Here is a 21,593-nt window from a genome sequence, read left to right on the forward strand (position 1 = left end):
ATGGAAACCCGAGCCCATCATGTACTGATCGGCCTGTTCACCGTGATCGTGGTGGCCGGCGCCCTGCTGTTCGGCCTGTGGCTGGCCAAGTCCAGCGTCGACAGCGCCTTCCAGGACTATCAGATTGTCTTCAATGAGGCGGTCAGCGGCCTGTCCAAGGGTAGCGCCGTGCAATACAGCGGCATCAAGGTCGGCGATGTGGTCAACCTGCGCCTGGACCCCAAGGACCCGCGCCGGGTACTGGCGCAGATCCGCCTGGGCAGTGAAACCCCGATCAAGGAGGACACCCAGGCCAAGCTGGCCCTGACCGGCATCACCGGCACCTCGATCATCCAGCTCAGCGGCGGCACGCCGCAAAGCCCGCCCCTCAAGGGCAAGGACGGCCACTTGCCGACCATCATCGCCTCGCCATCGCCCATTGCCCGCCTGCTGAACAACAGCAATGACCTGATGACCGGGGTCAACCTGCTGCTGCACAACGCCAACAGCATGTTTTCCCCGGACAACGTGGAGCGGGTCAGCAACACCCTGGACAACCTGCAGAAAACCTCGGCCAGCATCGCCGGACAACGTGACGACCTGCGCCAGCTGATGCAGCAACTGGGCTCTATCAGCAAGCAGACCAGCGCCATGCTGGAACAGACCACCGCGCTGATGCGCAATGCCAACGGCCTGCTCAACGACCAGGGCAAGCAGATGTTCGGCAGCGCCGAGCACGCCATGCGCAACCTGGAGCAGAGCAGCGCCACCCTGAACAAACTGCTGAGCGACAACCAGGACTCGCTGAACAATGGCATGCAAGGGCTCAACGGTCTGGCGCCGGCGGTGCGCGAGCTGCGCGAGACCCTGAGCTCGCTGCGAGCCATTACCCGCCGCCTCGAAGCCAACCCCGGCGGTTACTTGCTGGGTAACGAGAAGAACAAGGAGTTCACGCCATGAAGCCTGTCTGTCATCTGCTGGCGCCACTGGCCCTGGGGACCGCCATGGCCCTGACCAGTGCCTGTTCGATCCTGCCCAAGGGCGAGCCATTGGATATCTATCGGCTGCCGGTGAGCCAGAGCACGCCCACCGCCACGGGCAAGGCACTGTCGTGGTCGCTGCAGTTGCTCAAGCCCCAGGCCGGCGATGCACTGAACAGCGCACGCATCGCGGTGATTCCCCAGGGCAACCTGATCAGCAGCTACAAGGCTTCGCGCTGGAGCGACCCGGCACCGATCCTGCTGCGCAACCGCCTGCTGGACGGCTTCCAGCGCGATGGCCGGGTGCAGTTGTTGAGCACCGACGACAGCAACCTGCAGACCGACCTGGCCCTGGGCGGCGACCTGCAAGCCTTTCAGACCGAGTACCAGGGCAACGCCGTCCAGGTGGTGATCCGCCTGGATGCGCGGCTGATTCGAGGTTATGACCAGAAGATCCTCGCCAGCCGGCGCTTCGAAATACGCCAGCCCCTGGAGCAGACCCAGGTGCCGGGAGTCGTGACCGGGTTTGGCCAGGCCAGCGATGCGCTGAGCCGGCAGGTAGTGGATTGGGCAGTGGGGCAGGGCAACCTGGCGCTGAAACAATGACCGGCCCGTCGCCGGCAATACGGCCGCTTGTAGCAGCCGGCTTGCCAGCGAAGAGCCGGTCAACTCAACCAAAGAACCAGTAGCAAACCGCAATCGCCGCCACCACCCCGGCGAATTCCGCCAGCAAGGCACAGCCCACCGCGTGCCGCACCCGCTGGATACCCACCGCACCGAAGTAGACCGCCAGCACATAGAAGGTGGTCTCGGTGCTGCCCTGGATGGTCGCTGCCACCAGTGCAGGGAAACTGTCCACACCCTGGGTCTTCATGGTCTCGATGAGCATCGCCCGGGCGGCACTGCCGGAGAACGGCTTGACCATGGCGGTGGGCAGGGCGTCGACAAAGCGCGTATCCCAGCCGGCCCAGGCCACCAGATGACGAATCCCGTCGAGGCCGAAATCCAGGGCCCCGGACGCCCGCAATACGCCGATCGCGCACAGCATGGCCACCAGGTACGGCAAGAGGTTCTTGGCGACGTCAAAACCCTCCTTGGCCCCTTCGACAAAGGCCTCGTAGACCTTGACCTTGCGCAGCGCACCGATCACCAGGAACAGCATGATCAGGCCGAACAGGGTGAGGTTGCCGAGGATCGACGACAGGGAGGCCAGGGCCGTGGCCGACAGAGTCGCCAGCAGCGCCATGAAGGCGCCCAGAGCCAGGGCCCCGGGAATCAGGTAGGCCAGCACCACCGGGTCCCAGAGACGCAGGCGCTGCATCACCGCCACCGACAGCAGGCCGACCAGGGTCGAGGCGCTGGTGGCCAGGAGGATCGGCAGGAACACCAGGGTCGGGTCCGCCGCACCTTGCTGGGCGCGGTACATGAAGATGGTCACCGGCAGCAGGGTCAGGGACGAAGCGTTGAGTACCAGGAACAGGATCTGCGCATTGCTGGCGGTGGTGGCGCTGGGGTTGAGTTCCTGCAGGGCGCGCATGGCCTTGAGGCCGATCGGCGTGGCGGCGTTATCCAGGCCCAGGCCGTTGGCGGCGAAGTTCAGGGTGATCAGGCCCAGGGCCGGGTGCCCAGGCGGCACTTCCGGCATCAGGCGCTTGAACAGCGGGCCCAGGATCTTGGCCAGCCAATCGACGATGCCGGCCTTCTCGGCGATCCGCAGAAAGCCCAGCCACAGGGTCAGGGTGCCGAACAGCAGCACCATCACCTCCACCGACAGCTTGGCCATCGCGAAAATGCTTTCCACCATGGCGGCAAAGATCCCGGCGTTGCCGCCCACCAGCCACTGCGCCAGGGCGGACACGGTCGCTACGATAAAGAAGCCAAGCCACAGGCCATTGAGCATCGGTCATATCCCTCGGAAGATGCGGCGAATGATAGCGGGGCCCGTAGAAACGACAAACCCCGGATTATCCGGGGTTCGTTCGTTGCAGGAGGCGGCTTGTCGGCGAAGGCGCATCTGAGCCGTATAGAGGACCTGAGGGCCTCTGCGTCGGCAAGCCAGTTCCTACACCGAGGCGCTTAGCCTTTGGAAGCTTCGCCTGCTGGCAGCTTCTCTTTGCTGCGCCAGTGCGGCAGCGAGTTCCAGTAACGCTGGCCCTTGGCATCGTCGTACATGCCCTCCCAACGGGCGATGACCAGTACCGCCAGGGCGTTGCCGATCACGTTCAGGGCGGTACGCGCCATGTCCATCACACGGTCGACACCCGCGATGAAGGCCAGGCCTTCCAGCGGAATGCCCACACTGCCCAGGGTGGCCAGCAGCACCACGAAGGACACGCCCGGAACCCCGGCAATGCCTTTGGAGGTGACCATCAGGGTCAGCACCAACAGCAATTGCTGGCTGATGGACAGGTCGATGCCGTACAGCTGGGCAATGAAGATCGCCGCGATGGACTGGTACAGGGTCGAGCCGTCGAGGTTGAAGGAGTAGCCGGTCGGCACCACGAAGCTGCAGATGGCTTTCGGCGCGCCGTAGGCTTCCATCTTCTCGATGACCCGCGGCAGCACGGTTTCCGAGCTGGCGGTGGAGTAGGCCAGCACCAGCTCATCCTTGAAGATGCGCATCAGCTTGAGCACCGAGAAGCCGAACAGGCGGGCGATCAGGCCGAGGATCACGAAGGCGAAGAAGGCGATGGCCACGTACACCAGGATCACCAGCTTGGCCAACGGCAGCAGGGAGGCGAAACCGAAGTTGGCGACGGTCACCGAGATCAGGGCAAACACACCAATCGGCGCGTAGTTCATGATCATGTGGGTGACTTTGAACATGCTTTCCGAGACGCCCTGGAACATCTTCACCAGCGGCTCGCGCAGATCGGACTGCAGGCTCGACAAGCCCAGACCGAACAGCACCGAGAAGAAGATGATCGGCAGCATCTCGCCACGGGCCATGGCCGCGAAGATGTTCGATGGAATCAGGTTGAGAATGGTCTCGATGAACGCATGTTCATGCTGCACTTCGGCGGCGGTGGCCTGGTACTTGGAAATGTCCACGGTACCCAGGGTGCTCATGTCGATGCCCGCGCCCGGATGGAACAGGTTGGCCAGCAGCAGACCCACGACGATGGCGATGGTGGTGACGATTTCGAAGTAGATGATGGTCTTCAGACCGATGCGGCCAAGTTTCTTGGCGTCGCCGACACCGGCAATGCCGACGATCAGCGAGGAGATGACGATCGGAATCACGATCATCTTGATCAAGCGGATAAAGATATCGCCTGCAGGTTGCAGAACGTTGCTGACCCACCAGGCCTTTTCAGCACTGAAATGATTGAGCAGCGCGCCAATTGCAATCCCCAGGACCAGACCGATGAGGATCTGCCAGGCGAGGCTTAATTTTGCCTTCTTCATATCATTACCCTTACTTCAGTTGGACTCGGGCTGATGCGCGAACTGGAACGCTCAATGGCGGAAAAGTTTGTGCATCGGCCCCCGTATAAGGTCATCCCGAACGAGCATTTACGGCTCTCTGCGGGCGAAAAAAGGCGCAACTATTCCGATGCTAGGGGGGCGCGTCTAATGCCGTAAACGCCTACCCTATGCCGAATCGGCATGAGTTTTTACAAACTAAACGGGCGTCCCAACCGGTTCGAATACGACATTTCGGCAGGCAGAAATACCGTGAAACGGCCATTTCAGGCGGCGTGCAGGCTTGTCGGAAGGGTCAGGAAAAGGTCTGAAAAAGTTTAGGATTACTCTGATTCGGGCGTTCGGAAAGGTTGCGCAATTGACGCAAAGTTTCTCGATATACGGTCGCAGAGAAACACCAGGAAACGTTTGACTGGAGTCAAAGGAAGATTTTTTCCTTGGGGAATCACTAAAAAGACGGACCGATGGCTCTAGGACAAGACTTTGCTCTTCAAGCACGCCGCAAGCTCGTCAAGTCGATGCTCGACCTGAGAGCTTACGCCGCTGCTCTTTCCTGACCCGGCCCTTGCGGAGGCACTCCCTGTACCCCTAGGTCACTCCGATCATCGGTGGATCAGAACGTCCCGGCCCCTTGGTCATGCACTCACCCTCCTCGGGTGGTGCAACAGTCGAAAGAGCCAGGGCGGCCCTTTCTTCTAGCTGTTATGCAAAATCGGCAATGCGCGCTCAGTACCAGTTCGGGTCTTTGCGCAACTGCTCCTGAAGCAATGCCCGCATTCCTTCATCGGGTTTGCCGAGAAAGCGGTAGCTCGCGTGACGGGTCGGTGACTTGTCCGCAGGCAAGCCCGCAGGCACCTCCACCAACATCGCGTAGGCATGCTTCTTGTCGAAACTGAAGGCCACGATCAGGCGCTGGTTCTGACAACTCTGCGCAGTCTCGCAGAGCGGTCCGACCAGGTACTGATCGCCGTCTTCAGTCACTGCGTTCATCTGTTGCTGAGCATCGCCCGACAGGTTCATCACCCATTCAGGCAAGCGCTCTTCCTTGTGCACAACCCCCTGCCAGGTGTCACGAAACTGCGGGTCCGAACCCAGCAGTTGGTTGGTACGTGCCTGGCCATCATTGGCCGCCGACGCCAGGGCGCTGACGCCCAGCAGCAACGTGGCAGCCAATGTTTTCAACGAAAGACTCATGATCAGCCTCGACCACGACGGCCAAAGAAGAACGAAGCGATGAACATCACCAGGAACACGACAAAGAGAATCTTGGCGATACCCGTGGCGGTGCCCGCGATACCACCGAAGCCCAGGACCGCAGCGACAATGGCAATGATCAGGAATGTGATTGCCCAGCTCAGCATGATGATTCTCCTTACTCTTCTATTAATAGTGCTCAGGGGTGCTGCCTATGGAGCCGGTCGTGCGCCGCCGAATGCGGCCCAGACCTTGGTGCCTAGAACACCCAGCGTTCCTGACGCGGAGCCTCAAGCGCCGGTTGTGCCTGGTCGACGGCCATCAGTTGCACTGGCGTTGCATCGTTGAGCTGACTGCTCACCGAACTGAAATGGGTCTGGGTGAAGTGATGAGTCGGCACGCGCGGGGCGGGTGCCTGGCTATCCTGCCAACGCTGGAACTGCTGTCCGGCGATCAAGGTGACCAGTAACGCCAGGCTGGCAAACAGGCCTTGCTGGAGATGCAGTGGCGCGATACGCAATTGGGCAAGACCTTGGCGATTCATCCTGAAACTCCTCCCACACTGGTGGTGATGTTGTTATGGAAGCCCTGACTTGCGCTTCACGATGAGAGGGATATTGCAGTCTGCATGCCAGCTTTTAATCATATAAATAATTCAATAAAATCAATTACTTACAACAACCCAAAGACACTCACTCACACGCATCCTGCACGATCCCCACCGGCCAACCGTGCGAAATGCACGATCGGACCGTTCCGAGTCCATGGCTTTTAGATCAGAGGGGGAACTTTGCCGAGCCGCAGACAGCCTGATACAGACCCACCCAGGGTCTAGCCTTGGCAAAAGATTAGGGATTTCAGTCTGTTAGCCATTTCCGGCGGAGATATCTAACCTTCAGGCCGTGGAATGGATCAGAATCAACCTTGCAACTTGCCCGATTTTTCTGGGACTAATTAAGATCATTCATTAAAGGAGCCTGGGAAATGGAGTCAGCGCCGGAGAATCAAGGTCGCATCCTGCTGGTGGATGACGAATCCGCCATCCTCCGCACCTTCCGCTACTGCCTGGAAGACGAGGGCTATACCGTGGCCACCGCCAACAGCGCGGCCCAGGCGGATACGTTGTTGCAACGCCAGGTATTCGACCTGTGTTTCCTTGACCTGCGCCTGGGGGAAGACAACGGCCTTGATGTGCTGGCCCAGATGCGCACTCAAGCGCCCTGGATGCGGGTGGTGATCGTCACTGCCCACTCCGCCGTGGACACGGCGGTGGACGCAATCCAGGCCGGTGCCGCCGACTACCTGGTCAAACCCTGCAGCCCCGACCAACTGCGCCTGGCTACCGCCAAGCAACTGGAAGTGCGCCAGCTCTCGGCGCGCCTGGAAGCCCTGGAAGGCGAAGTGCGCAAACCCAAGGACGGCCTGGACTCCCACAGTCCGGCGATGAAAGTGGTACTGGAAACCGCCCGCCAGGTGGCCAGCACCGATGCCAATATCCTGATCCTCGGCGAGTCGGGTACCGGCAAGGGCGAACTGGCCCGGGCCATCCACGGCTGGAGCAAACGGGCGAAGAAGTCCTGCGTGACCATCAACTGCCCATCGCTGACCGCCGAGCTGATGGAAAGCGAACTTTTCGGCCACAGCCGTGGCGCTTTTACCGGGGCCAGCGAAAGCACCCTGGGTCGGGTCAACCAGGCCGATGGCGGCACCCTGTTCCTCGACGAAATCGGCGACTTCCCCCTGACCCTGCAGCCCAAGCTGCTGCGTTTTATCCAGGACAAGGAGTACGAGCGCGTCGGCGACCCGGTGACTCGCCGGGCCGACGTGCGCATCCTCGCCGCCACCAATCTCAATCTCGAGGACATGGTGCGCGACGGGCGCTTCCGTGAAGACCTGCTGTACCGCCTGAACGTGATCACCCTGCACTTGCCGCCCTTGCGCGAACGCAGCGAAGACATCCTGACCCTGGCCGACCGCTTTCTTGCACGCTTCGTCAAAGAGTATTCGCGACCGGCCCGAGGCTTCAGCGACAACGCCCGGGAAGCCCTGCTCAATTACCGCTGGCCGGGCAACATCCGCGAACTGCGCAACGTGGTGGAGCGGGCAAGCATCATCTGTCCCCAGGAACGGGTTGAAATCAGCCATCTGGGCATGGCCGAACAGCCCACCAACAACGCCCCGCGAATCGGTGCCGCGCTGAGCCTGGACGAACTGGAAAAAGCCCATATCGGCGCCGTCCTGGCCACCAGCGACACCCTGGACCAAGCGGCCAAGACCCTGGGCATCGACGCTTCGACCCTGTACCGCAAGCGCAAACAGTACAACCTGTGAGCATCACCCTATGAAGTTAGCGATGAAACTGCGGACCCGGCTGTTTCTGAGCATTTCGGCCCTGATCACCGTGGCCCTGCTGGGTCTGGTGCTCGGGCTGGTCAGCGTGATGCAGATGGCCAGTACCCAGGAATCGTTGATCCGCAACAACTTCATCACCCTGGATCTGGGGCTCAAGCTGCGCCAGACCCTGGGTGATCAGTTGATCATCATGCTCAGCAACAAGCCCGACTCCGCAGCCCTGGAAGCCTCGCGGCAGCACTACCTGGACCTCCTCGACCAGGGCATCGCCCACGAACAGCAGAACCCGTCCGTGGGTGGTTTCAAGCAGGCCCGCAGCGACTACCTGAACTTCTACCAGGCCTTCGAGCACAGCAACACTGCCGCGAGCCTGAACAACAACGAGGCGCTGACCGAGCGTTTCAATACCTTGCGCAACGGCCTGATCAACGAACACAAGCGGGCCCTGGACAACATCAGCCAGGTGGAACGCCAGGCCCGGGACCGTGCCTTGCTGGTAGCCGGCTTGCTGGGCCTGGTCGGCCTGGCGGTGCTGATCATCGGCTTCATCACCGCCCACGCCATTGCCCGGCGCTTTGGCGGACCGATCGAAGCCCTGGCCAAGGCCGCGGACAAGATCGGCCAAGGCAATTTCGACGTCACCCTGCCAATCTCGGCCGCCGCGGAAATGAACCTGCTGACCCGCCGCTTCGGCATCATGGCCGAGGCCCTGCGCCAGCATCAGGCCACCAATGTCGACGAACTGCTGGCTGGCCAGCAGCGCTTGCAGGCGGTGCTCGACAGCATCGACGACGGCTTGTTGATGATCGACCGCCAAGGCCGCCTGGAGCACCTCAACCCCGTGGCCCAACGGCAGTTGGGCTGGGACCAGGAGCGCCTCGGCCAGGGCCTGGGCAGCGCCCTGCAACGCCCGGAGCTGGATGAACAGCTGCAGCTGGTTCTGCGTGGCGGCAACCTGGAGCGGGCCCCGGAAGACCTGGATATCGAGGTCGATGGCGAATCGCGCCTGCTGACCTACAGCCTGACCCCGGTGAGCCACACCCAGGGCCATATTCTCGGCGCGGTGATGGTGCTGCATGACGTCACCGAACAGCGGGCATTCGAGCGGGTACGCAGCGAGTTCGTATTGCGCGCCTCCCACGAACTGCGAACCCCGGTCACCGGCATGCACATGGCCTTCGGCCTGCTTCAGGAACGCCTGCACTTTGCCGAAGAGTCCCGGGAAACCGACCTGCTCAATACAGTCAACGAAGAAATGCAGCGGCTGATGCAACTGATCAACGACCTGCTGAATTTTTCCCGCTATCAGAATGGCCTGCAGAAACTCACTCTCGCGCCCTGCCCCCTGGAAGAGTTGCTGGAGCAGGCCCAGGGCCGCTTCAACGAACAGGCGCAGCGGCAGGACATCAGCCTGCTGCTGGAGATCCAGGCGCCACTGCCGCGCCTGCACGCCGACCGTCCGCAACTGGAACGGGTCCTGGACAATCTGATCGACAACGCCCTGCGCCATACCGCCAGTGGCGGCCAGATCCGCCTGCAGGCCAGGCGCCATGGCGAACGGGTGATTGTCAGCGTCGAGGACAATGGCGAGGGCATCGCTTACGGTCAGCAGGGTCGGATCTTCGAACCCTTCGTTCAGGTCGGACGCAAGAAAGGCGGCGCCGGGCTAGGACTGGCCCTGTGCAAGGAAATCGTCCAGCTCCACGGTGGACGCATGGGCGTCTACTCAAGGCCGGGGCAGGGCACCCAGTTCTATCTGGCCCTGCCGCTCTAGGGCTTCAGGCTTCATCATCCAGGCGCCGGGGCACCAGACGCCGGCCCCGGGTAATCAGCTCGGTAAACTGCAAGGCACTCAGGGCATGGGCGAACAGCCAACCCTGACCGAAGCTCACCCCCTCGCTGCTGAGCAGCGAAGCCTGGTCCTCGAATTCGATGCCCTCAGCGATAACCGTGAGATTCAAGGCGTGGGCCATGCGAATGATGTGGGGCGCCACGCCACTGCTGGCAGCATCGTGACCAAGGGCGTCGATAAAGGCCTTGTCGATCTTCAGGCAATCCACCGGCAGGCTTTGCAGATAGGCCAGGCTGCAGTAGCCGGTGCCGAAGTCATCGATCAGCACCTGATGCCCGACATCCCGCAAGGCCTGCAGGTTGTTGCGCGCCACCACCACGTCGATCAGGCCACGCTCGGTGACCTCGAAGGCGATCTGTCGCGCCGCCACCTTGTGCAAGGCCAGAAGCCGCGCCATGACCTGACCGATGCGCGGCACCATGACATCACAGGCCGCCAGGTTGACCGAGATATACAGCTGGGGATTGGCTCGCAGTACGTGCCCCAGTTGCTCCAGCAGACGCTGCAGGACGAAGTCGGTGATCTGGCGGATCTGCCCGGTGTTTTCCGCCAGCGGAATGAACAGATCGGGACTGGTCAGGGTGCCGTCCGGACGCCGCCAGCGCAGTAACGCTTCGGCCCCTACACAGAGCCTGCTGTTGAGGTCAAAGATCGGCTGGTACAGCACCTGCAGCTCACCGCGTCGCAGCGCCCCTTGCAGCTCTGCTCCCAACGACTGGCGCTGCCGCGCCAACTGATACACCAGCCCGCCGATAAACAGCGCCAGCAACAGACTGAACGGTAACAACCACCACCAGCCATCGAGTATTTCCGCCTGCAGGCTGGCCCGGGGCGTGATCAGCACCAACTGGTACTCGGGATTCTGGGTGGGCATGCGATAGATCAGCAGGTCAGGGGTGACCTGCAGCGGCTCCTCGCGACTGGCGCGCCAGGGCTCCACCGGCGGCCAGGAACGGGCCTGACCCAGTACCGGAATCGCCCGGGAGCCATGCTCGACCACCACCATCAGGCTGCCACCGGCCGGCAGGTCCACCACATCGGTCAAGTGCCCACGGGAGGTGGCCACGCGAAAATTGCCCCGCCCCAGCATCAGAGCAGCGAGGTTTTCATTGGGTTGGGTCGAGGTGTTGAGCCAGTAGCTGTAGGTCGGCCCGCGGATATCCGGAGCTCTGGGCGAGGGCAGGAGATTCTGTTGCGGCCAGTTTGAGCACGTCTGGGTGGCATCCATGTAGGCCGCTTCATAAATGAAGCGATAGCTGTAGCTGACCTGTTGCAGGGCTTCGATCAGCTCGGCGTTGCACTCGCGCAGCGGCTGGGCCTCCAGTACATCCAGGCCTTCACGCAGTTGCCCGAACAGTTGCTCCAGACGCTCCAGAAAACGCTGGCCCTGGGCGTTCATCTGTTGGCTTTCTCGCTGCTGGACCTGATGCATGGCCACTCCGGCACTGCCCAGCAACAACACCGCCGCGCTCAGCACAGCCGCCAGCGTCGCCAGCAACCAGGGGCGATGGAACCAGGTACGCAGGGTCTGGCGAGCAACCGGCATCATGAAAGATCCGAAGGATTACCAATGAGTTATAGCAACTGATTGAGCAATCGGCCCGAACCGTCCGGCGGCGTCATTATTTTGTCTGGTTGAGCACCTGCAGGATGGCTGCGCTTTCGGCGTCCGGGGTGCCGTCGAATCGACCCGGGCGATAGTGCATCTGGAAAGCCGCCAGCACGTGGCGGGTGGCCACATCCAGTTCGCCAGTCTGCGGCGTGGCATAGCCCAGGACCGCCAACTGTTGCTGGAACCAGCTGATGCTCGGCAGGTTGGCGGCAAAAAACGCCTGTTGGCGGGCCACTGCCTGAGCGTTTGGCCACAGGCCGAGTCCGGCGTCGGCCAGGCGCTTCCAGGGGAACAGCGGGCCCGGATCGAGCTTGCGCGATGGCGCGATGTCGCTGTGGCCAATGATGTGACGCGGGGAGATGTTGTTGCGCTTGCTGATGTCCTTGAGCAGCACGATCAGGTTCTGGATCTGCGCTTCGCTGTAGGGATACCAGAGCCGTCCGTTGGGACCATCACGAAAGCCCGGGTTGACGATTTCAATGCCGATGGAGCTGGAGTTGAGCCAGGTCCGGCCCTGCCACTGGCTCTCGCCGGCGTGCCAGGCGCGGTATTGCTCGTCCACCAGTTTGTAGATCGTGGCGGACTTGTCGTCGCCGATCAGGTAATGGCTACTGACCTGACCATTGGTCAGCAGGGCCAGGGAGCGTTCCAGGGATGCCGAGGTGTAATGAACGATGATGAACTGGGCGCGCTGGTCGTAATTGACCGAAGGGTGGCTGGTGTCAATACGCGGACCGCTGGCACAACCGGCGAGGACCAGGAGCGAAAAAGCAAGAGCAAGAAGTTTCATGGCAAAGGGCAGTACGCTGAAGAAAAGAATGCAACAGTGTAACGTACTGCTCCCAACGCCATGGGCAAAACCGAGGTTTCAGACAGGAATCGGCAAGCGTCTCAGCCTGCCTCTACCCGGTTGCGACCCGCATCCTTGGCCCGGTACAACGCCTGATCGGCTCTTTTGATCACCAGATCGCTGCGATCACCGGCCTTGAAGGCACTCAGTCCGACGGACACGGTAATGGTCACTGGCTCGCCCTTGAAGTGGAACGGACACGCCTCGACCGCCGCTCGCAGCGCTTCCACTATCCGCGCGCCCGCTGGCAACGGGGTATTGGGCATCAGCAGGACAAACTCCTCGCCGCCGAAACGCGCGATAAAGTCGCTGCCACGCAGGCGCTTGCGCAACACGTTGGCGATGATCTTCAACACCTTGTCACCGGCCAGATGGCCGTAGTTGTCGTTGATCCGCTTGAAGTGATCGAGGTCGAGCATGGCCAGCAGCAAGCTGTTGCCATGTTGCCGCCATAGACCGACCTCGTGCTCCAGACGCTCGGTCCAGGCGGCGCGGTTGGGCAACCCGGTCAGCGGATCGATCAGGGCCTTTTGCCGCTGTTCCTCCAGGTGCTCACGGTAGCCCTGGGCCTCCTGCTCCATGCTCGAAACCCGCTCTGCCAGGCTTTGCAGACGGGCCGCCACTTCCTTCTCACGCTCATCGCGCTGCTTCTGGTGGTGATCCATGGTGCCCAGCAGGCCTTCCAGGTGGCTTTCCAGTACCTGCTTGAGGTCATCCAGATCTGCCGCCTCCTGCACGCTGCTCTGCAGGCCATCGACCTGCTCACGGATCTGGGTGTCCATGGCCCGTGCCGCCGAGCTGCTGTCGGCGTGGCCATCACTGGCCGCCTGCAGATTGCTCTGGAAGGCCTCAAGGCGCTCGTTGAGCTGTTTGAGGTACGTCTCGAACTCATGCTGGCCCGAATCGGTGATTGCCAGCATCAGCACCGCCAAATCATCGAGGATTGGCAGCAACTCGTACCAGTTCAGGCCATGTTGCAGACGATCACGCATGGCTTCGGCCTGAGGCCGATGGCGTTCCGGCAGACTCAGGTCATCGAGCAGTCCCAGCAGGGTGTGTTCGATATGCTTGGCCACCGAGCTGTAGGAGGGCTCAGGAGAGTCCGGCAGGGCGTAGAGCACATCGTGCTCGGATTGCTCTGGATCGATGGCGGCCAAGGCCTCGGCCATCACTGGCGGCAAGGGCAGGCTGTCGAGCAGCACTGCCGGGGAAACCGCGGGAAGCGGCAACAGCTCATCGGGGTTGAGCGGAACGGGCTCGCTCTGAGGTGCGGCGGGTACTTCTGCCGGCGGCTGCAGAGGCGCTACCGGTAAAGCATCGACGGCGACAGAGGCCGGAGGCGCGACCTCGGCTGCAGCCGGAGCAGGCACTTCGATCGCGACCTGGGGCGCTGGCCCAAGGGACTCTTCCTGTGCCAGGACTGGTGGCACGAATGCCACCACCGACGACGGGGGCGGTACGCTGGCCGTTTCGGGCTCAATCTTGGCAGGGGCCTCGGAAGCGGGCTGCGCAGCGGGTGCTGCCTCGGGCTCGGCCGGTGTCACGGCGACAGGTGCCGGAGGGACCTCAGCGACTTCCGGCAAATCCGTGGCCGGGGTCTGATAATGCTCGCGAACCACTTCGTCCGCTTCGCCAGCCTCTTCAACCTGGGGACGGGAGTCCACCGCAGGGACAGGAGCAGGCGCCGCTGGCGTAACCGCCTCAGCCTGGGGAGCATCGGCGGCGTCACGGGCCCCGAACAGGCGCTGCAACAGACTCGGGCGATCTGGTTCGGCGGGCGTTTCCAGCTGGCTCAGGGCCTTGCCCTGAAGATTGCTCAGCTCCCCCAGCAGCAAGGGGATCTCTCGCGCCTGACTGACCCGGCCATCCAGTTGCTTGGCGAAGGCCTTCAACGGGCGGCTGACTTCCCGGGGCAGGGGCAGGGACTGCAATTGGGTGACCAGGGCGGTCAAGGCACTGCTCATCTGGTTGACCCGGGTTTCACGCCGCTGCTCGGAGTCCAGCACGGCTTTTTCCAGACGGGGCAACAGCGCTGCAAGCCCGGCATCCATGTCGTCGGTGCGCACAACCTCGCGCATCTCCTTCATGCACTGGTCGACCGCACGATCGGTACCCTCCGCCGCCAGGGTGCTACGCACCAGGCCACGACGTAGCAAATCCAGTCGAGCGGCCCATCGGCGCTCAAGCTTTTCCTGCTGCTCGATACTTTTGAGGTATTTCTCTTTCCAGCGTTGGGCGTCGTCGCTCATTCATCGGTTCCGCGAGGTGCAGGACTCAACGCGGGCAATGCATCGGCCGTGAGCGAACCCGGCAGACGAATCTCTACCGCGACCGGCAGGTGATCGGATATGGGTTGGGCCAGGACTTCGACTCGCTCCAGGGTCAGGCTGGGGCTGAGCAGAATATGGTCCAGGCAGCGTTGCGGACGCCAGCTGGGGAAGGTCGCCTGCAGTTGCGGCGCCAACAGGCTGAGGTCGCGTAAAGGGGAGTGCTCCAGCAGATCGCTGGCGTGGGTGTTCATGTCTCCCATCAGCACTTGATGCTTGTAGCCACCGATCAACTCGCGGATGTACGCCAGTTGCCGGGTTCGAGCCCGGGCGCCGAGCGCCAGGTGCATCATCACCACCACCAGCGCCTCGGGGCCTTCGCCAAATCGCACAAGGATCGCGCCGCGCCCCTTGGGGCCGGGCAGTGGATGGTCTTCGATGGCCCAGGGGCGCAAGCGACTGAGCACACCGTTGCTGTGCTGAGCCAGGCGTCCCAGGTTGCGATTGAGCTGTTGGTACCAGTAAGGGAAGGCACCCAGTTGGGCCAGATGCTCCACCTGATTGACGTAGCCCGAACGCAGACTGCCACCATCGACTTCCTGCAGGGCTACCAGATCGAAGTCCCCCAGCAGATTGCCGATCTTCTGCAGGTTGTCCGCACGTCCGTTATGGGGCAGCAGATGCTGCCAGCCACGGGTCAGGTAATGGCGATAACGCTCGGTGCTGATACCGACCTGAATATTGAAACTGAGCAAACGCAGGCGACTGTCCGCCGGCAGGCCGGTCGACGCCAAATGGTGCTCGTTGACCTGCGGATCATGCAGGCCAACGATGCGTTCAGAGCCCCAGCGCGGCATGGCGGCGGCGCTTACTTGGCTGCGCGCTCTTTGGCAATCAACTGGTCGGCGACGCTCAGCGCACCTTCAGGACCACCGGCGGAGCCCAGGTCGAAACGGTACTTGCCGTTGACCACCATGGTCGGTACGCCAGTGATCTGGTAGGCCTGAGCCTTCTTCTTGGCGTCTTCGACCTTGCCTTTGACGGCGAAGGAGTTGTAGGTGCTCAGGAATTTGTCCTTGTCGACGCCTTCGGCTACCAGGAATTCGGCCATTTCTTCTGGAGTGGCGAGTTTCTTGCCGCTATGGATGGCTTCGAACACGGCCTTGTGAACCTTGTGCTCGACGCCCATGGCTTCCAGGGTGATGAACAGTTGGCCATGAACGTTCCAGATACCGCCGAACATCGCCGGGATACGCACAAAGTTGACATCGCTAGGGAGTTTTTCAACCCAGGGATTGATGGTCGGCTCAAAGGCGTAGCAGTGCGGGCAGCCATACCAGAACAGCTCTACCACCTCGATCTTGCCAGGCACGGCAACCGGAACGGCGCTGCTCAACTCGACATATGTTTTACCGGCTTCAAGCGGCTCGGCGGCTTGAGCGGTCACGCCAAACAGGCTGGCGGTGACGAGAGCGGCGCTGAGAATCAGATTACGCATGCTTTACTCCTGGACAATTTTGGCGCCTCGCGCGACCTGAATTCAGACAGATCATGGCGGGCTTGAGTTCGCTAGTGTAGCGGCAGACGCCATAAAAAAGGGCGGCCTGAGCCACCCTTTATGCTTGCACCGTCAGATTAATCGATCATTAACGTTGCCGCGGCTCAACACCCTCGGCAACTTGATCGAGCAGGCCTTAGTGCAGGCCCTGAATATAGCTGGACACCGCCTCGATGTCTTTGTTGCTCAACTTGGCGGCGATACTGCGCATGACCATGGTATCGCCGTCGTTGGTGCGGTTGCCTTCGCGGAAGTCAGTCAGCTGCTTGGCCACATATTGTGCGTGCTGCCCACCCAGGTGAGGGAAGCCGGCCGCTGCGTTACCGGCGCCATTTGGCGCATGGCAGCCGGTGCAGGCTGGCATGCCTTGATCCAGCTTGCCGCCCCGGAAGAGTTCTTCGCCACGGGCCACGACTTTAGGATCGGCGGCGCCGACGCTGCCTTTCTGGCTGGCGAAGTAGGCGGCGATGTCAGCCAGGTCCTGATCGTTCAGATTGGTCAGCATACCGGTCATTTCCAGCACTTGCCGCTTGCCGGACTTGATGTCGTGCAGCTGCTTCTCCAGGTACTTTTCCCCCTGACCCGCCAGCTTGGGAAAGTTTGGCGCCATGCTGTTCCCATCAGGGCCGTGGCAAGCGCCACATACTGCGGTTTTCGCCTGACCGGCAGCAGCGTCGCCTGCGGCATGGGCGACACCTGTGATGCCCAAGGTCAACAGCAGACTCACGAGTAATTTGTTCATCAGCTAATCCAACTACGGCTAAGGGTTAAGAGTTATGGACCGGAATCACTCGCTCATCCAATGGATGATGGCTCGGTAATCCTCGGCACTGCAGTCCATGCACAAACCACGCGGCGGCATCGCCTTGAAACCCTGGGTCACGTGTTGCACCAGCGTCTCCATACCTTGCGCCAACCTCGGCGCCCAAGCTTCCTGGTCGCCCTTGCGGGGCGCCGTGGGTAGTTGGCCGGAATGACAAGCCCCACAAACACGGTTGTACACAGCTTCCGGATCCTGTGTAGCCTGAGCGCTGTAAAGCGGCATCAAGACACCGGCAGCTAGCAGCCATTTCGTCATAAAACGACCTTTTCAGGGTTGAGAGCGTGCTGCGTTCTAATGCGCATTCAAGGTTTATCGCTCTCGTGAACTTCATCCTACGCTGGGACAAAGCGCACACAAAATCTGCGGCATTATATACTGGCGTTACTGAAACGGAAACGACACCGCTCGCCGCGTCCACTCTCGGCATCGCCCCTATCGGAAATCCCATGCAACTCAAGAACCCCATCCTCGGTCTGTGCCAACAGGCTACGTTCATGCTCAGCGCCGCCAAAGTCGACCAATGTCCTGACGATGACGGCTTTGAAGTGGCCTTTGCCGGGCGCTCCAACGCCGGTAAATCCAGCGCCCTGAACACCCTGACCCACGCCAGCCTGGCACGCACCTCGAAAACACCGGGTCGCACGCAGTTGTTGAACTTCTTCAAGCTAGACGACGATCGCCGTCTGGTCGACCTGCCGGGCTATGGTTACGCCAAAGTACCGATCCCGCTGAAGCAGCACTGGCAGCGCCACTTGGAAGCTTACCTGGGCAGCCGCGAGAGCCTTAAGGGCTTGATCCTGATGATGGACATCCGTCATCCCATGACCGACTTCGACCTGTTGATGCTGGACTGGGCGGTCGCCAGCGGCATGCCGATGCACATCCTGCTGACCAAGGCCGACAAACTGACCTATGGCGCAGCCAAGAACACCCTGCTCAAGGTGCAGTCGCAGATCCGCAAGGGCTGGGGCGAAGCGGTCACCATCCAACTGTTCTCGGCCCCCAAGCGCATGGGCCTGGAAGAGGCCTACACCGTGCTGGCAGGCTGGATGGAACTGGCCGACAAAGGCGCCGAAACCGAGGTCTGAGAAAGAGTTTCAAATTGTCTGCGCGGTGATCAGGCAAGGCAAAAAGCGGCGGGAAAGCGGAGTTTAGGGGCCTAAATGAGCATTTCCCGCCGCTTTTTAAAGCAGCATGGTCGCCGCGCAGGCAATTTTCAGGCAAAAAAAACCCCGGACTTCGTATGGGGAGGGGGAAGTTCGGGGTTCAAGTTCTAGACCGCTAGGGCGGGGTCCAGATATCTGCCAACACTTAACACAACATAGGAGCATCGAAGGGCTTCACCAGCCATTCAGTAACTCTGAGTGAGCTTTCACCGATTTAGTTCCGGCGGATTGCAAAAACTATTGGCAATAAACGATGAAATTTTCCGTGCTAATAGCCCCTGGCCAGCTTTTACCGCGACACTATGCCGCGGCAAAAACCGCTTAAAAGAGCCCTTAGTGGGCCTCATCCCAGTTATTTCCCACACCGACTTCAACCAATAACGGTACATCCAGAGTTGCGGCACCGCTCATGTAGCCGCGAATCTCATCACGTACTTGATCCACCAGGTCCTCACGCACCTCCAGTACCAGTTCGTCGTGTACTTGCAGAATGACCCGGGCATCCAGCCCCGAGGACTCCAGCCAGTTGTCCACCGCCACCATGGCCTTCTTGATGATATCCGCCGCCGTGCCCTGCATCGGCGCGTTGATCGCGGTGCGCTCGGCCCCGGCACGCTCCTGCGGCTTGTTGGAGTTGATCTCCGGCAGGTACAGCCGGCGACCGAAGATGGTCTCCACATACCCTTGGTCCGCCGCCTGGGCACGGGTACGGTCCATATACTCGCGAACCCCCGGATAGCGGGCGAAATAGGTATCGATGTAGGCCTTGGCCTGCTTGGTATCGACGCCGATATCCTTGCCCAGCTTCTGCGCGCCCATGCCATAGATCAGACCAAAGTTGATGGCCTTGGCACTGCGACGCTGATCGGACGTAACGTCCTTGAGCTCCACCTTGAACACTTCGGCAGCCGTAGCGGTGTGCACATCCAGGTTGTTGCGGAAGGCATTGAGCAGGCCTTCATCCCGGGACAAGTGCGCCATGATCCGCAACTCGATCTGCGAATAGTCCGCCGCCAGCAGCTTGTAACCGGCCGGGGCGATAAAGGCCTGGCGAATACGCCGACCTTCCGCGGTGCGCACCGGGATGTTCTGCAGGTTCGGATCACTGGAGGACAGACGCCCGGTAGACGCCACAGCCTGATGATAGGAGGTGTGGATACGCCCCGTGCGCGGGTTGATCTGCTCGGGCAGGCGATCGGTGTAGGTGCTTTTCAGCTTGCTCATGGAGCGGTACTGCATCAACACCCGAGGCAGCGGATAGTCGTCTTCGGCGAGCTTGGCCAACACCTCTTCAGCCGTAGAAGGCTGGCCCTTGGCGGTCTTTTTCAGCACCGGCAGGCCGAGCTTGTCGTAGAGAATCGTCCCTAGTTGCTTGGGCGAGCCCAGGTTGAACTCCTCACCCGCGATCTCGAAAGCCTCGCGCTCAAGGGCAACCATCTTGTCCCCCAGCTCGATGCTCTGAAGCCCCAGCAGCTTGTCGTCCACCAGAGCGCCCTGACGCTCGATACGCGCCAGGACCGGCACCAGCGGCATCTCGATATCGGTCAATACGCTGGCCAGGCTCGGAATGGCTGTCAGCTTCTCGAACAGCACCTGGTGCAGACGCAAGGTCACATCGGCATCTTCAGCAGCATACGGCCCCGCCTGCTCAAGGGGGATCTGATCGAAAGTCAGCTGTTTGGCGCCCTTGCCGGCAATGTCCTGGAAGCTCACGGTGCTGTGGTCCAGGTACTTCTGCGCCAGGCTGTCCATGTCATGGCGAGTGGCGGTGGAGTTGAGCACGTAGGATTCGAGCATGGTGTCGAAGGCAATGCCGCGCACAGTGATGCCATTGGCCTGATCGCCACCTATGGCGCAATTGGCCAGGATGTTCATGTCGAACTTGGCGTGCTGACCGACCTTGAGCAGCTTGGGGTCTTCCAGCAACGGCTTCAAAGCCAGCAGCACAGTGTCGCGATCCAGCTGCTCCGGAACGCCCATATAGGAGTGGGTCAACGGAACGTAGGCCGCTTCCCCGGCCTTGACCGAGAAGGACAGCCCCACCAGTTGCGCCTGTTGTGCATCGATACCGGTGGTCTCGGTATCGAACGCAATCAGCTTGGCGTTTTTCAGCTTCTCCAGCCAGACCGCAAAACGCTCCTGGTCGAGGATGGTTTCGTACTGCAACTCAAGTGGCGCCTGCTCCGCCGCTGCCGGTTGCTCTGCCACCGCCTCAGGCGCCTCGGCAGAGCTGAGCTCGACGCGCTTGGCGTCACGCTGCAAATCATCGAGCCAGCTCTTGAATTCCAGCAGGCTGTAGAGCTCCGCCAGTTTCTCGCGGTCGGGCTCGCGCAAGTGCAGGTCATCCAGCCCCACATCCAGGGCCACGTCTACCTTGATGGTCGCCAACTGATAGGAGAGAAAGGCCATCTCCTTGTGCTCTTCCAGCTTGGCCGGCAAGGTCTTGGCGCCGCGAATCGGCAGCGTCGGCACGATATCAAGCTGCTCGTAGAGCTCCTTCAGGCCGCCATTGACCCCGACCAGCAAACCGGAAGCCGTCTTCGGACCAATACCCGGTACGCCCGGAATGTTGTCGGAAGAATCGCCCATCAGCGCCAGGTAATCGATGATCTGCTCGGGAGCGACGCCGAATTTCTCCTTCACGCCTTCCACATCCATGCTGCTACCGGACATGGTGTTGACCAAGGTAATGTGCCCGTCGACCAACTGGGCCATGTCCTTGTCACCGGTGGAAATCACCACCGGGCGATCCGCCGCCGCGCTGCTGCGGGCCAGGGTGCCGATCACGTCATCGGCCTCGACCCCTTCCACGCACAGCAGCGGGAAGCCCAGGGCGATCACGCTGGCGTGCAGCGGCTCGATCTGCACCCGCATGTCATCGGGCATGCTCGGGCGGTTGGCCTTGTATTGGGCGTACATGTCATCGCGGAAGGTCCCGCCCTTGGCATCGAAGACCACCGCGAACGGGCTGTCCGGATACTGCTTGCGCAGGCTCTTGAGCATGTTCAGCACACCCTTGACCGCGCCGGTAGGCAGGCCTTTGGAGGTGGTCAGAGGTGGCAACGCGTGAAACGCGCGGTACAGATATGAAGAACCGTCCACCAGGACGAGGGGGGCTTGGCTCATGAGCAGGATCAACCTTTTCGGCGGGTCCGGCGCTAGAATAGCGGGACCGTTGACGACAAAGGGACAAGGTTATCATGCGCACACTAAATCGCTTGCTGCTGGCCGGCTTGATTGCAATCGCTCCAATGGCCGTGATCGCCGCAGAAGATGCGCCGTCAGCGGACCCGGAAGTGACCATTCGCACGGAAGGCGACAAGACCATCCAGGAATACCGGCAAAATGGCTTTCTGTACGCCATCAAAGTCACGCCCAAGGGCGGTAAACCCTACTTCCTGGTGCGCGCCGATGGCTCCGACGGCAACTTCATCCGTTCGGATCAGCCGGATATGCTGATCCCTTCGTGGAAAATCTTTGAGTGGTAAACCACTCCGACTTCAACTCATTGGCGCTGGCTCGATAGCGGCGCCC

At 61.3% G+C, this 21,593-nt stretch carries 19 protein-coding genes; 6 read left to right on the top strand and 13 right to left on the bottom strand.

Annotated elements, in window-relative coordinates; genetic code table 11:
- Both J5M73_RS00105 and J5M73_RS00110 read left to right on the top strand, forming a co-directional pair.
- A complete protein-coding gene (locus tag J5M73_RS00105; RefSeq protein WP_102862508.1) occupies positions 1 to 939 on the top strand; it encodes an MlaD family protein in 939 nt (312 codons plus the stop codon).
- Positions 936 to 1,565 carry an ABC-type transport auxiliary lipoprotein family protein gene (locus J5M73_RS00110; RefSeq protein WP_102862507.1) on the top strand — a complete coding sequence of 210 codons (630 nt, stop codon included), beginning with the start codon at positions 936 to 938 and terminating at the stop codon, positions 1,563 to 1,565. Before J5M73_RS00105 ends, J5M73_RS00110 begins: the two co-directional genes overlap by 4 nt.
- A 64-nt stretch (positions 1,566 to 1,629) precedes the next feature.
- Here the strand turns inward: J5M73_RS00110 and J5M73_RS00115 are convergent, their stop codons facing one another.
- From J5M73_RS00115 to J5M73_RS00135, 5 genes are all read right to left on the bottom strand, one after another.
- Positions 1,630 to 2,859: a spore maturation protein gene (locus tag J5M73_RS00115; RefSeq protein WP_102862506.1), complete on the bottom strand. Its 1,230-nt coding sequence runs from the start codon at positions 2,857 to 2,859 to the stop codon at positions 1,630 to 1,632.
- A gap of 176 nt (positions 2,860 to 3,035) precedes the next feature.
- Entirely contained in the window at positions 3,036 to 4,367 is a 1,332-nt protein-coding gene (gltP, locus tag J5M73_RS00120) for a glutamate/aspartate:proton symporter GltP (protein WP_102862505.1), read from the bottom strand.
- Between the two features lie 744 nt (positions 4,368 to 5,111).
- On the bottom strand, positions 5,112 to 5,579 hold the full coding sequence (locus J5M73_RS00125; protein ID WP_102862504.1) for an inhibitor of vertebrate lysozyme family protein: 468 nt from the start codon (positions 5,577 to 5,579) through the stop codon (positions 5,112 to 5,114).
- A 2-nt stretch (positions 5,580 to 5,581) separates the two neighbouring features.
- Positions 5,582 to 5,746 carry a DUF1328 domain-containing protein gene (locus tag J5M73_RS00130; RefSeq protein ID WP_003170804.1) on the bottom strand — a complete coding sequence of 55 codons (165 nt, stop codon included), beginning with the start codon at positions 5,744 to 5,746 and terminating at the stop codon, positions 5,582 to 5,584.
- A 92-nt stretch (positions 5,747 to 5,838) separates the two neighbouring features.
- Positions 5,839 to 6,123, bottom strand: a complete 285-nt coding sequence (locus J5M73_RS00135; RefSeq protein ID WP_102862503.1) for a hypothetical protein — start codon at positions 6,121 to 6,123, stop codon at positions 5,839 to 5,841.
- Between the two features lie 440 nt (positions 6,124 to 6,563).
- Here J5M73_RS00135 and algB point away from each other — a divergent pair, with 440 nt between their 5' ends.
- Positions 6,564 to 7,910 (top strand): sigma-54-dependent response regulator transcription factor AlgB, encoded by a 1,347-nt coding sequence (gene algB / locus J5M73_RS00140; protein WP_102862502.1) that lies wholly within the window; start codon positions 6,564 to 6,566, stop codon positions 7,908 to 7,910.
- A 10-nt stretch (positions 7,911 to 7,920) separates the two neighbouring features.
- Positions 7,921 to 9,705, top strand: a complete 1,785-nt coding sequence (locus J5M73_RS00145) for a KinB sensor domain-containing domain (protein ID WP_102862501.1) — start codon at positions 7,921 to 7,923, stop codon at positions 9,703 to 9,705.
- A gap of 4 nt (positions 9,706 to 9,709) precedes the next feature.
- Here the strand turns inward: J5M73_RS00145 and J5M73_RS00150 are convergent, their stop codons facing one another.
- The 7 genes from J5M73_RS00150 to J5M73_RS00180 form a co-directional block, all read right to left on the bottom strand.
- Positions 9,710 to 11,329 (bottom strand): EAL domain-containing protein, encoded by a 1,620-nt coding sequence (locus tag J5M73_RS00150; protein WP_102862540.1) that lies wholly within the window; start codon positions 11,327 to 11,329, stop codon positions 9,710 to 9,712.
- Positions 11,330 to 11,405: 76 nt separating this feature from the next.
- Positions 11,406 to 12,185, bottom strand: coding sequence for an N-acetylmuramoyl-L-alanine amidase (locus J5M73_RS00155; RefSeq protein WP_207814892.1), 780 nt, complete (start codon positions 12,183 to 12,185; stop codon positions 11,406 to 11,408).
- A 101-nt stretch (positions 12,186 to 12,286) separates the two neighbouring features.
- Positions 12,287 to 14,494: a GGDEF domain-containing protein gene (locus J5M73_RS00160; RefSeq protein WP_207814896.1), complete on the bottom strand. Its 2,208-nt coding sequence runs from the start codon at positions 14,492 to 14,494 to the stop codon at positions 12,287 to 12,289.
- The gene (locus tag J5M73_RS00165; RefSeq protein ID WP_102862498.1) at positions 14,491 to 15,369 is read right to left on the bottom strand and encodes an endonuclease/exonuclease/phosphatase family protein; all 879 of its coding nucleotides are present in this window, start codon (positions 15,367 to 15,369) and stop codon (positions 14,491 to 14,493) included. The genes J5M73_RS00160 and J5M73_RS00165 overlap by 4 nt, the downstream gene beginning before the upstream one ends.
- An 11-nt stretch (positions 15,370 to 15,380) precedes the next feature.
- On the bottom strand, positions 15,381 to 16,010 hold the full coding sequence (locus J5M73_RS00170; protein ID WP_102862497.1) for a thiol:disulfide interchange protein DsbA/DsbL: 630 nt from the start codon (positions 16,008 to 16,010) through the stop codon (positions 15,381 to 15,383).
- Positions 16,011 to 16,206: 196 nt separating this feature from the next.
- The gene (locus J5M73_RS00175) at positions 16,207 to 16,812 is read right to left on the bottom strand and encodes a c-type cytochrome (protein ID WP_102862496.1); all 606 of its coding nucleotides are present in this window, start codon (positions 16,810 to 16,812) and stop codon (positions 16,207 to 16,209) included.
- Positions 16,813 to 16,857: 45 nt separating this feature from the next.
- Positions 16,858 to 17,148 carry a c-type cytochrome gene (locus J5M73_RS00180; RefSeq protein ID WP_016963939.1) on the bottom strand — a complete coding sequence of 97 codons (291 nt, stop codon included), beginning with the start codon at positions 17,146 to 17,148 and terminating at the stop codon, positions 16,858 to 16,860.
- Positions 17,149 to 17,339: 191 nt separating this feature from the next.
- Between J5M73_RS00180 and yihA the strand changes: the two genes are divergently transcribed.
- On the top strand, positions 17,340 to 17,981 hold the full coding sequence (gene yihA / locus J5M73_RS00185; protein ID WP_207814899.1) for a ribosome biogenesis GTP-binding protein YihA/YsxC: 642 nt from the start codon (positions 17,340 to 17,342) through the stop codon (positions 17,979 to 17,981).
- A gap of 411 nt (positions 17,982 to 18,392) precedes the next feature.
- Here the strand turns inward: yihA and polA are convergent, their stop codons facing one another.
- A complete protein-coding gene (polA, locus tag J5M73_RS00190) occupies positions 18,393 to 21,185 on the bottom strand; it encodes a DNA polymerase I (protein WP_102862494.1) in 2,793 nt (930 codons plus the stop codon).
- A gap of 74 nt (positions 21,186 to 21,259) precedes the next feature.
- Here polA and J5M73_RS00195 point away from each other — a divergent pair, with 74 nt between their 5' ends.
- Positions 21,260 to 21,547, top strand: a complete 288-nt coding sequence (locus tag J5M73_RS00195; protein WP_102862493.1) for a DUF2782 domain-containing protein — start codon at positions 21,260 to 21,262, stop codon at positions 21,545 to 21,547.
- Positions 21,548 to 21,593 lie beyond the last annotated feature (46 nt).

It is taken from the genome of Pseudomonas sp. 50_B, from assembly GCF_017491625.1.
Taxonomy (GTDB): domain Bacteria; phylum Pseudomonadota; class Gammaproteobacteria; order Pseudomonadales; family Pseudomonadaceae; genus Aquipseudomonas; species Aquipseudomonas danubii.

Coding starts and splice junctions, on each gene's coding strand:
- J5M73_RS00105 (WP_102862508.1), top strand. CDS start 1: ATGGAAACCCGAGCCCATCATGTACTGATCGGCCTGTTCACCGTGATC.
- J5M73_RS00110 (WP_102862507.1), top strand. CDS start 936: ATGAAGCCTGTCTGTCATCTGCTGGCGCCACTGGCCCTGGGGACCGCC.
- J5M73_RS00115 (WP_102862506.1), bottom strand. CDS start 2,859: ATGCTCAATGGCCTGTGGCTTGGCTTCTTTATCGTAGCGACCGTGTCC.
- gltP (WP_102862505.1), bottom strand. CDS start 4,367: ATGAAGAAGGCAAAATTAAGCCTCGCCTGGCAGATCCTCATCGGTCTG.
- J5M73_RS00125 (WP_102862504.1), bottom strand. CDS start 5,579: ATGAGTCTTTCGTTGAAAACATTGGCTGCCACGTTGCTGCTGGGCGTC.
- J5M73_RS00130 (WP_003170804.1), bottom strand. CDS start 5,746: ATGCTGAGCTGGGCAATCACATTCCTGATCATTGCCATTGTCGCTGCG.
- J5M73_RS00135 (WP_102862503.1), bottom strand. CDS start 6,123: ATGAATCGCCAAGGTCTTGCCCAATTGCGTATCGCGCCACTGCATCTC.
- algB (WP_102862502.1), top strand. CDS start 6,564: ATGGAGTCAGCGCCGGAGAATCAAGGTCGCATCCTGCTGGTGGATGAC.
- J5M73_RS00145 (WP_102862501.1), top strand. CDS start 7,921: ATGAAGTTAGCGATGAAACTGCGGACCCGGCTGTTTCTGAGCATTTCG.
- J5M73_RS00150 (WP_102862540.1), bottom strand. CDS start 11,329: ATGCCGGTTGCTCGCCAGACCCTGCGTACCTGGTTCCATCGCCCCTGG.
- J5M73_RS00155 (WP_207814892.1), bottom strand. CDS start 12,185: ATGAAACTTCTTGCTCTTGCTTTTTCGCTCCTGGTCCTCGCCGGTTGT.
- J5M73_RS00160 (WP_207814896.1), bottom strand. CDS start 14,494: ATGAGCGACGACGCCCAACGCTGGAAAGAGAAATACCTCAAAAGTATC.
- J5M73_RS00165 (WP_102862498.1), bottom strand. CDS start 15,369: ATGCCGCGCTGGGGCTCTGAACGCATCGTTGGCCTGCATGATCCGCAG.
- J5M73_RS00170 (WP_102862497.1), bottom strand. CDS start 16,010: ATGCGTAATCTGATTCTCAGCGCCGCTCTCGTCACCGCCAGCCTGTTT.
- J5M73_RS00175 (WP_102862496.1), bottom strand. CDS start 16,812: ATGAACAAATTACTCGTGAGTCTGCTGTTGACCTTGGGCATCACAGGT.
- J5M73_RS00180 (WP_016963939.1), bottom strand. CDS start 17,148: ATGACGAAATGGCTGCTAGCTGCCGGTGTCTTGATGCCGCTTTACAGC.
- yihA (WP_207814899.1), top strand. CDS start 17,340: ATGCAACTCAAGAACCCCATCCTCGGTCTGTGCCAACAGGCTACGTTC.
- polA (WP_102862494.1), bottom strand. CDS start 21,185: ATGAGCCAAGCCCCCCTCGTCCTGGTGGACGGTTCTTCATATCTGTAC.
- J5M73_RS00195 (WP_102862493.1), top strand. CDS start 21,260: ATGCGCACACTAAATCGCTTGCTGCTGGCCGGCTTGATTGCAATCGCT.